Genomic DNA, 10,741 nt, shown 5'->3' with positions numbered 1-10,741 from the left:
CATCGAGAAGGACGCGGCGCTGGAGCGGCGCTTCCAGCAGGTGCTGGTAGGGGAGCCGTCGGTGGCCGACACCATCGGCATCCTGCGTGGCATCAAGGAGCGCTACGAGGTGCACCACGGCGTGCGGATCACCGATTCGGCGCTGGTGGCGGCCGCGACGCTCTCGGATCGCTACATCACCTCGCGCTTCCTGCCGGACAAGGCGATCGACCTGATCGACGAGTCGGCCTCGCGGCTGCGCATGGAGATCGACTCGCGGCCTGTGGAGATCGACGAGGTCGAGCGCGCGGTGCGCCGCCTCGAGATCGAGGAGGTCGCGCTGGAGAAGGAGACCGACGCCGGTTCCAAGCAGCGCTTGGAGAAGCTGCGCCAGGAACTGGCCGACGACCGGGAGAAGCTCGGTCAGCTCACCACCCGCTGGCAGAACGAGAAGAACGCCATCGACTCGGTGCGCGGGCTCAAGGAGCAGCTCGAGGCGCTGCGCGGGGAGTCGGAGCGGGCCGAACGCGACGGTGACCTGGGCAAGGCCGCCGAACTGCGCTACGGCCGGATCCCGGCGCTGGAGAAGGAGCTGGCCGCGGCCGAGCAGGCCAGCGGCGCGGCCGCCGACGGCGAGGTGATGCTCAACGAGGAGGTCACCCCGGACGACATCGCCGATGTGGTGTCGTCGTGGACCGGTGTGCCGGTGGGCCGGATGCTCGAGGGCGAGACCGCCAAGCTGCTGCGAATGGAGACCGAGGTCGCCGGACGGGTGGTCGGGCAGGAGGAAGCCGTGCGGGCGGTGTCGGACGCGGTGCGCCGCGCCCGTGCCGGGGTCGCCGATCCGGACCGGCCGACGGGCTCGTTCATGTTCGTCGGGCCGACCGGTGTGGGTAAGACCGAGCTGGCGAAATCGCTGGCCGACTTCCTCTTCGCCGACGAACGCGCCATGGTCCGCATCGACATGAGCGAGTACAGCGAGAAGCACTCGGTGGCTCGGCTGGTCGGCGCGCCGCCCGGCTATGTGGGCTACGACCAGGGCGGTCAGCTCACCGAGGCGGTGCGCAGGCGGCCGTATTCGGTGGTGCTGTTCGACGAGATCGAGAAGGCGCACCCGGACGTGTTCGACATCCTGCTGCAGGTGCTCGACGAGGGCAGGCTGACCGACAGCCAGGGCCGCACGGTCGACTTCCGCAACACGATCCTCATCCTCACCTCGAACCTCGGTGCGGGTGGCGACAAGGACGAGGTGATGGCGGCGGTGCGGCGCGCGTTCAAGCCGGAGTTCATCAACCGGCTCGACGACGTGGTGATGTTCCACGCGCTCGACGCTCAGCAGCTCGAGTCGATCGTCGACATCAACCTGCGTCAGCTGCAGAAGCGGCTCTCCCAGCGCAGGCTGACCCTCGACGTGAGTACCGAGGCCAAGCAGTGGCTGGCGGTGCGCGGCTACGACCCGGCCTACGGCGCGCGGCCGCTGCGCAGGCTGATCCAGCAGGCCATCGGCGACAGCCTGGCCAAGGAGTTGCTGGCAGGCGAGATCGCCGACGGTGACACGGTGCGGGTGAGTGTGGACGACGCCACCGACAAGCTGGTCGTCGGACGCGAGGTTGTCCACAGCTCGTGATTTATCCACAGCCCGGTGCGTGAGGACCTCCCAAACGCACCGGGCTGACCTACGCTGGAGCCCATGACGAACCCGAACGATCCGTGGGGGCAACACCCGGAGGATTCGCCGACCGAACGGTTGGGTTCGCCGGGTGTGGAATCGACCAAGCCGTACGGCTCGGGGTTCGACGAATGGGGGCAGCCGTCGAACCCGACCCAGGCCCTCCCGCCCCACGACGCGCAGTGGGGTGCCTACGAAAGTGGTTATCCCGCAGCGCAACCACCCCCGCAGCAGGCACCGCCACCCGGCTACGGACACGGTTATCAGGGTGGTCCGCCGCCGGGATATCCGCCGCAGCCGCAGGGCCCCGACCAGGGGCAACCGCCCAAGCGCAATACCGGACTGTGGATTCTGCTCGGCCTCGGTGTGCTGGCGCTGATCGCGGTCGGCGGGGTGCTGGCCGGGTTGATGCTCAGCGGCGGCGGTTCCGACGACGACACCCTCGCCACGGCCCCGACGAGCACCCAGCCGCTGGTGCCGCCGACCTTCGGTCAGCCGACCACACCGGTCACCCCGCCCGACACGCCCGGCCTCCCCGGATTACCCGGTTTGGGCGGTGGGGAGGACCTCGGTGCGACGATGGGCAGTATCACCGCCAACACCGGCACCGAGATCACCATGAGCACGCTGGGTGGTTCGACGGTGCGGGTGCTGATCGACGATGCGACCCAGGTGATCTCGCTGACCAGCACGAAGGCGAGCGAACTCCCGGTCGGCGACATGGTTATGGTGCAGGGCGACAAGAATCCAGACGGGTCGATCCACGCCGAGATCATCATCAGCACGGCGTTACCGAGCGGCCCCCGATGAGCGACCCGCGCGTCGAATCCCCGGTGCTGCCGGGCAATCACGGCGACGGCTGGATAGGCTAGGCGACGATGACGGCTATGTGGTTCGGGTTGGCGGCGATCGCACTCGTGGGTGCGGTCGTGCTGCTGTATTTCGATCGGGTCCAGCGACAGCGGACCGGGCACGCCAGGCAGGTCTGGGCGAAGTCCCAGGGCTATACCTATGTCTCGGTGGAGCCCGCGCTCGCCTCGACCTGGCGTCGCGGCGCGCTGGCCAAGCTCGGCTACCTCTCGGCGGTCGACGTGGTCTCCGGCATCCGCAAGGGCGAGAAGTTCGTGCTCTTCGACCTGGAGGACGCGGCCACCCTGGTGGCGGTGCGCAGGCAGATCGGCTCGGAGATCGACGTCGACATGCGGCTCAAGACCGCCGCCCCGCCCAAGGACCACGATCTGGAACTGCTCGGCGCCATCGGTGACCGGGTCGTGTTCGCCACCGACCCGGAGATCGCCCGGCACGCCGTCGACCAGCGCATGGTCGGCTTCATCGAATCGCTCACCGACACCTTGCAGATGTTGTGGAGCGAGGGCAACTGGACCCTGGGCATGCTCCCGGTCGGCAGCGGCGCCAAGGAGTGGGAGTCCGCGATCGACGCGGTGCTGCGCCTGTCCGGCCTGCTGCACGTGCTGCCGCCGGTGGCCGAACCCAGCGAGTACAACCGCCCGCGCTCCAATGCCGACGAGCCGCTGGGCGAGGGCTTCCGGCCCGAATACGACGACGACCTCGACGACGCCGAACCGCTCGACATCGAAGACCGCGGCCGTGCCCGATTCCCCGGCCCCGACGACGAGGACGAGCGCTACCGCCCGCAGCCCGCGCGCGCCGCCGCGAGCTTCGCCAACCGCGCCCCCGCCGCGACCGACGACGAGCATCCCTTCGAGCAGCGTCCGCAGGCCAATCGGGCACCCCGACCCGCCGACTACGACCCCGACCTCGACGACCCCGAGTTCGAGGATCAGCCCGCCCCCGGCCGCCGCCCGCTCGGCGAGCCGCCGCGGCGCCCCTCGCTGGCGGTGGTCCCCGAGCCGCGTCCGCGCGTCGAGCCCCCGCGTGCGCGGGCGGACTCCGACGACGACGAGTCGGAACCCGGCCGCCCCGGCGGCCCGTTCCACCCGGGTTTCCGGCCGTATCAGGGGCCGGTACCCAAGTGATCCCGGGCCGCGGCGAGGTGTCGTCACGGCCTTTCCGTCGACCCGAATCGACCAGCGATGACCGATAGTTCCGCGCGCCTGCCCGGCGCCTCCCGCCCCGTCGCCATGATCACCGGACCGACGTCCGGAATCGGCCAGGGTTTCGCCCACCGCCTCGCCGCCCTCGGCTACGACCTGGTGCTGGTCGCCAGGAACGAGACGCGCCTGCGCGAACTCGCCGACGAGCTGGCCCGCCGCTACGACACCGGCACCGAGGTGCTCGCCGCCGACCTCGCCGATGACGACGACCGCGCCCTGGTCGCCGACCGGGCGGCCAAGGGCATCCAGTTCCTGGTGAACAACGCCGGTTTCGCGCACTCGGGCGAATTCTGGACGCTCGAGCCCGGTGAGCTACAGGCCCAGCTCGACGTCAACGTGACCTCTGTCCTGCAGCTGACCAGGGCCGCGCTGCCCGCGATGGTCGCCGCCGCGTCCGGCTCGATCGTGAACGTGGCCAGCGTGGCCGGGCTGATCCCCGGACGGGGGTCGACCTACTCGGCCTCCAAGGCCTACGTCGTATCCTTTTCCGAAGGGTTGGCAGGCGGCCTGGTGGGTACCGGGGTGCGCGTGCAGGCGCTGTGCCCCGGATTCGTGCGCACCGAGTTCCACGAGCGCGCGGGCATCGAGATGGGTTCGGTGCCGAAGCGGATGTGGCTCGATGTCGATCAGGTGGTCGACGGATGCCTGCACGACCTGGACTCCGGCCGGGTGATCAGTGTGCCCGGCGTGCAGTACAAGGTGCTCACCACGGTGGCGGGGCTCGTCCCGCGGACCCTGATGACCCGGATGAATCGCGGACTGTTCAACGCACGCGGAAGGACCTAGGCATGAGAGGAACACAGCCATCATGATCGACCAGGCACGTCAGGCGCTCACCGAGGCCGATCGCGACCGACTGGCCGCGCTCGTGCGCGAGCTCGCGGTCGTGCACGGCAAGGTGACGCTGTCCTCGGGCAAGGAGGCCGACTACTACGTCGACCTGCGCCGCGCGACGCTGCACCACCAGGCGGCCCCGCTGATCGGCTCGCTGCTGCGCGAGCTCGTCGCCGACTGGGATTTCGACTCGGTCGGTGGGCTCACCATGGGCGCCGACCCGGTCGCGATGGCGGTGATGCACGCCCCCGGCCGCCCGATCGACGCGTTCGTGGTGCGCAAGGCCGCCAAGGCGCACGGGATGCAGCGTCAGATCGAGGGACCCGATGTCGTCGGCAAGCGGGTGCTGGTCGTCGAGGACACCACCACCACCGGCAACTCACCGCTGACCGCCGTGCGCGCGCTGCGTGACGCCGGGGCCATCGTGGTGGGCGTCGCGACCGTCGTCGACCGGGAAACCGGCGCCGACCAGGTGATCGCCGAGGAGGGCCTGGAATATCGGTCCATCCTCGGACTCGATGACCTTGCTCTGAGTTAGCCTGAACAGCGCCAAGCCCGGGCGACGATGTGGTCGCCCGGTAATTCTGAAGGACGTGTGAGTCACCTGTGGTGAGCATTGCAGTTAACAAAGGTCGCGACAACGTTGCGATGCTCGGGATCGGTGCCTACCGTCCGCAGCGCATCGTCAGCAATGCCGAGGTGTGCGAAACCCTCGACTCGACGCCGGAGTGGATCTACGAGCGCACCGGTATCCACAACCGGCGCTGGATCAGCGGTGACGAGACCATCCGCTCGATCGCCGCGGCCGCGGGCGAGCGCGCGCTGAACAACACCCCGATCGAGCGGGACAAGATCGGCGCGGTCATCCTGTGCACCTCGAGCTGGCTCAAGCTCACCCCGCACGGCGCGCCCTCGGTGGCCTCCGACCTGGGCCTCAACGGCGTCGCCGCCTTCGACCTCACCTCCGGCTGCGGCGGCTTCGGCTACGGTCTCGGCGTCGCCGCCGACCTGATCCGGGCCGGTTCGGCCGACTACGTGCTGGTGATCGGCGCGGAGACGATGACCGTCGGCCTGGACAAGTCCGACCGCGGCACCGCGATGATCTTCGGTGACGGCGCCGGCGCTGTGGTCGTCGGCCCGTCCGAGGAGAACGGCATCTCCCCGACGGTGTGGGGCAGCGACGGCGAGAACGCCGAGGCCATCGCCCAGAACATCGACTTCCTGGCGTTCCAGCACCGGGCCCAGCAGATGCAGGGCACCGATCCCGAGGTGGAGCCGGTCGGCCAGATGTCGCTGCGGATGGAAGGCCCGAAGGTCTTCCGCTGGGCCGCGGTCACCTTGCCGCGCGCGCTGTCGGCGGCGCTGGAGAACTCCGGGGTGGCCAAGGAAGACATCGAGGTCTTCATCCCGCACCAGGCCAACGCCCGGATCAACGAGCTCATGAAGAAGAACCTCGGCCTGGCCGAGGGCATCCCGATGGCCAACGACATCGAGAACACCGGCAACACCTCGGCGGCCTCGATCCCGCTGGCCATGGAGGAGATGCTGGTGACCGGCAAGGCCAAGGGCGGTCAGCTGGCGCTGCTGCTCGGCTTCGGCGCCGGGCTGAGCTACGCGGGCCAGGTCGTCACCCTGCCGCCCGCCCCGAAGGAACCGAGTTTCTGACGTGCGTGCGCTGCGGGCCGGTTATCTCGCGGCGGCGGCGGTCACCGTCTTCGGTGCCGTCACCGGCCGTGAACGGCTGCAATGGGTGGCCAAGCCGCTGCTGATGCCGCTGCTGGCGGCCGACGTGGTGACCAGCGAGGTCGAGCTCGATCCGGCCGAACGCCGGATTCTGCTCGGATCGCTGGCCGCGGCCACCGTCGGTGACGTGCTGCTCATCGATCCCGACGACGATCGCCGCCTGATCGCGGGCGCGTCCTCGTTCGCGGTGATGCAGACCGGGTACTCGACGCTGTGGTGGCGTCGCGGTGCCCGCCCGCGCCCCGATATCGCCGTCCCCCGGGTGCTCGCCTGGCTGGGTGCGGCGGGTTTGCTGCGCGCCAAGGCGCCGAACCTGATGTTGCCGTTGAGCGCCTACGGTGCCACCCTCGGCACCGCGGCCACCCTGGCCTCCGACCCGGCGCTGGCGCCGGAGTCGAAGAACATCGCGGGACTGAACATCCCGGACGCCGATCCGCGCAGCAGGCTCGGTGTGGGTGCGCTGTTGTTCACCGTCTCCGACGGGCTGATCGTGCTGCGGCGGCTCTTCGCGCGCAGCGAGCGCGGCCGCCGGGCGAGCGAGGGCGTCATCCTGGCGACCTACGCCGCCGCGCAGTACCTGCTCACGGACCCGGCCGCGCACGCGCGCCGAGGCGCAACCGTCACCTATCGCTAACCGCGGCGTGCCGTGGCCGCAACACCGGCCGCGCACGCTTCGAAGATGACCGGGAAAGCGCAGTTCGTCGAGGTGCACGGTTATCGCCGCGCGTTCCGGATGGCCGGGTCGGGGCCGCCGCTGCTGCTCATCCACGGCATCACCGACAGTTCCGGCACCTGGGACCCGGTGTTCGACGGGCTCGCCGAGCACTACACCGTGATCGCCCCCGACCTGCTCGGTCACGGCGAATCCGCCAAACCGCGCGCCGACTACGCGGTGGCCGCCTACGCCAACGGCATGCGCGACCTGCTCAGCGTGCTCGGCATCGAGCGGATCACGCTGGTGGGGCACTCGCTCGGGGGCGGGGTGGCCATGCAGTTCGCCTACCAGTTCCCGGAGAAGGTGGAGCGGATCGCGCTGGTCTGCCCGGCGGGCATGGGCGCCGGGGTGCACCCGGCGTTCCGGCTGGCGACCGTGGCCGGGGCGGGGCCCGCGCTCATGGCGATCACCAGCTGGCCGGTCCGCACCGCCGTATTGACCGCGATTCCGCTGGTCCGGGCGCTGGGCGGGCTCGGTCTGGGCCGCGACGCCGAATACGTGCTTCGCCTCTACGGCCGCCTCGCCGAGCCCGGCGCGCGCAATGCCTTCCTGCGCACCATCCGTGCCGCCGCCGACCGGCGCGGCCAGACCATCACCATGCTCGACCGCGGCTACCTGGCCGCGCACCTGCCCACCATGGTCGTCGGCGGCACCCGCGACACGGTCATCCCGTCCGGGCACGCCGAACGCGCGCACCGCGCCTTCCCCGGCAGCCGGATCGCGATCTTCCCCGGTGCCGGGCATTTCCCGCATCACGACGATCCCGAACGCTTCGTCACCCTCATCCACGACTTCATCGAGCACACCGAACCGGCGGTCTTCGACCCCGTGCGCTGGCAGCGCACCCTGCGCCGCGGCCGCCCGATCGTCGCCCTCCCGTCCCCGGGGACCGGTCCCGCGGTGACGTACCCGAACCCGGCGCCGGAAGTCCCGGCACCGGCCGCGGCGACCGCGCTCGACCACAGCCCGCAGCGCAGCGTGCCATAGGTGGGCCGCGGACTCGTCCGGGGTCCGGTCCTGGTCGCCCGGTGGTCCGGCCTAGCATTCTCGACGTGAGTGAGTCAGCGGACGTGCCCGATGCCGAGGCCGCCGGACCGACCGAATGGGGCGAGCACCCGCACGGACTCGGCCCGTGGGAGCAGGAGTACGGCACCCCGCCGCCCACCGACGAGCGCTACGACCCGGTGCTGCTGGCCGAGGGCGACCGGCGCAATGTGGTCGACGCCTACCGCTACTGGACCAGGGAGGCGATCGTCGCCGACATCGACGCGCGGCGGTTCCCGTTCCACGTCGCCATCGAGAACTTCGGCCACGACGCCAATATCGGCACGGTGGTCCGCACCGCCAATGCCTTCGCCGCCGCCGCGGTGCACATCGTCGGCAAACGGCGCTGGAACCGGCGCGGCGCGATGGTGACCGACCGCTACCAGCACCTCGTGCACCACAGCGACCTGGCCGAGCTGCGCGCCTACGCCGCCGCGCGGGATCTCACCGTCGTCGCGGTCGACAATGTGCCCGGCGCGGTCCCGCTGGAGACCGCCGAGCTGCCCGAGCGCTGCCTGCTGCTGTTCGGCCAGGAGGGCCCCGGTGTCAGCGATGACGCGAAAGACGCGGCGGCCCTGACGGTTTCGATCGCCCAGTTCGGTTCCACCCGCAGTATCAACGCCGGGGTCGCAGCCGGCATCGCCATGCACGCCTGGATTCGCCTGCACGCGGACCTGTCCACGGCCTGGTGAACCGGATGACGGCGAGCAGTGTGATCGAATCGGCCTCGGAACGGTAACGGAACGGGCGCGGAAACCGGGCGGCAGCTGGCACCATGGTCGCATGACCTCGCGCAGCGGCCGGCGCCCACAGCCCTCTGATCGCGCCGGATCCGTGCCGACCCCGGCGCTGTGGTCCGAGCGTGCCGACATGGCCGAGTCCGCGATCGTCTCGCGGCATCTGCGCACGCTGTGGGGTTGTCCCGGAACGGAATTGGGTGTCGTCGGCTGGCCGGCCACCCGCCGGGAGCGGGCCTTCGCGAGCTGGCACTACTGGTGGCAGGCGCATCTGCTCGATGTCGCCGTCGACGCCGCCAACCGCGTCCCCACCCCGGCCCGGCGCCGCCGCATCGGCGCGATCGCCCGCGCGCACCGACTACGCAACATCACCGGCTGGACCAACCGCTACTACGACGACATGGCCTGGCTGGCGATCGCGCTGGAACGCGCCGAACGCACCCAGGAACTCACCACCGCGCGTCGCGGTCTGGTCGCCCTCGAACAGCAGCTCTACGACGCGTGGGCACCCGAGCTCGGCGGCGGTATCCCGTGGCGGGTGCGCTCGGATTTCTTCAACGCGCCCGCCAACGGTCCGGCGGGTATCGCGCTGCTGCGCCTGGGCCGCGTGGAACGCGCCCAGCAGATGGCCGACTGGCTCGACGCCACCCTGCGTGATCCGGAATCCGGCCTGATCCTCGACGGCGTCCACCTGCCCGCGGGCGAGATCGAGCGGCCGGTGTTCAGTTACTGCCAGGGCGTGGTGCTCGGCCTGGAGACCGAGCTGGCCGTGCACACTGACGACGACCGGCACGTCGAGCGGGTCAACCGGCTGCTGGCCGCGGTCGAGGAGCGGATGACCACCCGGCTGGTGATCACCGGTGGTGGTGGCGGTGACGGTGGCCTGTTCAACGGCATCCTCGCCCGCTACCTGGCCGTCGTGGCGCTGATGCTGCCCGGTGAGGGCAAGCAGCAGCAGAGCGACCGGCGCACCGCCGCGGCCATCGTCAAGGCCTCGGCGACGGCGGCCTGGGCCAACCGGCTCGAGGTGGAGGGCGAGCCGCTGTTCGGCCACGACTGGAGCAAACCGGCCCGCTTACCCGGCGGCACGGCGGGCGCGGGCAAGTTCACCGCGGGCGGTTCGGTGACGGCCTCGACCGTCCCCGAACGCGACCTGTCGGTGCAGCTGTCGGGCTGGATGCTGATGGAAGCCGCCTACCAGGTGACCGCCGCGGGGCTGTGACTCAGCGCTCCGACTCGACCCGGTGCTGCGACTCGGCGGCCGGGCTCGGCGTGTGGTCGAGGTCGTACTCCTCGACCGGCTTGGCCATCTCCTGGCGGTAGTGGCGGATACCCAGGATGGTGCCGATCACCAGCCCGGCGATCAGCGTGCCGATCACGGCGGGCATCAGCCACGAGACCCGCTCAAGGAACTCGCCCGCGTAGTAGCCGATGAGCAGCAGCACCGGCGCCCAGATGATCGCGCCGAGGGTGCTGGCGATGGTGTAGCGGCGGTGGTCCATCCCGGCCGCGCCCGCCACCATCGGGCACAGCGTGCGCACCCACGGAATCCAGCGCGCCACCAGCACCGCGAAGAACCCGTGCCGTTCCAGCAGCCCGGTGACCTTGGCCAGGTTCTCGGTATTGATATAGCGGCCGTTCTTGCGCGCGACCAGCCGGTGCCCGGTGCGCTGCCCGACCACATAGCCCACCTGATTGCCCGCGATCGCCGCCAGCATGGTGCCCACCGACAGCATCCAGACCTGTGACTCGCCGTTGGCGTGCGAGGCGAGCACGATGCCCGCGGTGATCAGCATCGAGTCACCGGGCAGGAACAGCCCGATGATGAACGCGCACTCGAGAAAGACGAAGACCAGCACCACCGTGCAGACCACGGCGGGGCCCGCCGAGATCAGCGGATCGAAGGTGCCCAGAGCGTGTGTCGACGGTCCTGCGGTCACTGCGA

At 70.5% G+C, this 10,741-nt stretch carries 11 protein-coding genes; 10 read left to right on the top strand and 1 reads right to left on the bottom strand.

Annotation, left to right across the window (positions count from 1 at the left end):
- The 10 genes from ACWEMY_RS25235 to ACWEMY_RS25190 form a co-directional block, all read left to right on the top strand.
- On the top strand, window positions 1-1,606 hold a 1,606-nt coding region (locus ACWEMY_RS25235), incomplete at its 5' end, for an ATP-dependent Clp protease ATP-binding subunit (protein WP_452391997.1).
- Window positions 1,607-1,669: 63 nt separating this feature from the next.
- Window positions 1,670-2,458, top strand: a complete 789-nt coding sequence (locus tag ACWEMY_RS25230; RefSeq protein WP_452391996.1) for a DUF5666 domain-containing protein — start codon at window positions 1,670-1,672, stop codon at window positions 2,456-2,458.
- Between the two features lie 68 nt (window positions 2,459-2,526).
- A complete protein-coding gene (locus tag ACWEMY_RS25225) occupies window positions 2,527-3,645 on the top strand; it encodes a hypothetical protein (RefSeq protein ID WP_452391995.1) in 1,119 nt (372 codons plus the stop codon).
- A 57-nt stretch (window positions 3,646-3,702) separates the two neighbouring features.
- The gene (locus tag ACWEMY_RS25220) at window positions 3,703-4,509 is read left to right on the top strand and encodes an SDR family NAD(P)-dependent oxidoreductase (RefSeq protein WP_375931197.1); all 807 of its coding nucleotides are present in this window, start codon (window positions 3,703-3,705) and stop codon (window positions 4,507-4,509) included.
- A 22-nt stretch (window positions 4,510-4,531) separates the two neighbouring features.
- The gene (gene pyrE, locus ACWEMY_RS25215) at window positions 4,532-5,095 is read left to right on the top strand and encodes an orotate phosphoribosyltransferase (RefSeq protein ID WP_375931194.1); all 564 of its coding nucleotides are present in this window, start codon (window positions 4,532-4,534) and stop codon (window positions 5,093-5,095) included.
- Between the two features lie 68 nt (window positions 5,096-5,163).
- Complete coding sequence (locus tag ACWEMY_RS25210) at window positions 5,164-6,222, top strand: beta-ketoacyl-ACP synthase 3 (protein ID WP_452391994.1); 1,059 nt, start codon at window positions 5,164-5,166, stop codon at window positions 6,220-6,222.
- A gap of 1 nt (window position 6,223) precedes the next feature.
- Window positions 6,224-6,934 carry a lysoplasmalogenase gene (locus tag ACWEMY_RS25205; RefSeq protein ID WP_375931188.1) on the top strand — a complete coding sequence of 237 codons (711 nt, stop codon included), beginning with the start codon at window positions 6,224-6,226 and terminating at the stop codon, window positions 6,932-6,934.
- A gap of 45 nt (window positions 6,935-6,979) precedes the next feature.
- The gene (locus ACWEMY_RS25200) at window positions 6,980-8,002 is read left to right on the top strand and encodes an alpha/beta fold hydrolase (protein WP_375931185.1); all 1,023 of its coding nucleotides are present in this window, start codon (window positions 6,980-6,982) and stop codon (window positions 8,000-8,002) included.
- A gap of 65 nt (window positions 8,003-8,067) precedes the next feature.
- On the top strand, window positions 8,068-8,751 hold the full coding sequence (locus tag ACWEMY_RS25195) for a TrmH family RNA methyltransferase (RefSeq protein WP_452391993.1): 684 nt from the start codon (window positions 8,068-8,070) through the stop codon (window positions 8,749-8,751).
- Between the two features lie 178 nt (window positions 8,752-8,929).
- Window positions 8,930-10,018: a glycoside hydrolase family 76 protein gene (locus tag ACWEMY_RS25190; RefSeq protein ID WP_452391992.1), complete on the top strand. Its 1,089-nt coding sequence runs from the start codon at window positions 8,930-8,932 to the stop codon at window positions 10,016-10,018.
- A 1-nt stretch (window position 10,019) separates the two neighbouring features.
- Here the strand turns inward: ACWEMY_RS25190 and ACWEMY_RS25185 are convergent, their stop codons facing one another.
- The gene (locus ACWEMY_RS25185; RefSeq protein ID WP_375931176.1) at window positions 10,020-10,736 is read right to left on the bottom strand and encodes a DedA family protein; all 717 of its coding nucleotides are present in this window, start codon (window positions 10,734-10,736) and stop codon (window positions 10,020-10,022) included.
- Between the last annotated feature and the right edge of the window lie 5 nt (window positions 10,737-10,741).

Source organism: Nocardia sp. NPDC004415, assembly GCF_053602435.1.
This window is presented reverse-complemented; position numbering and strand designations above follow the sequence as displayed.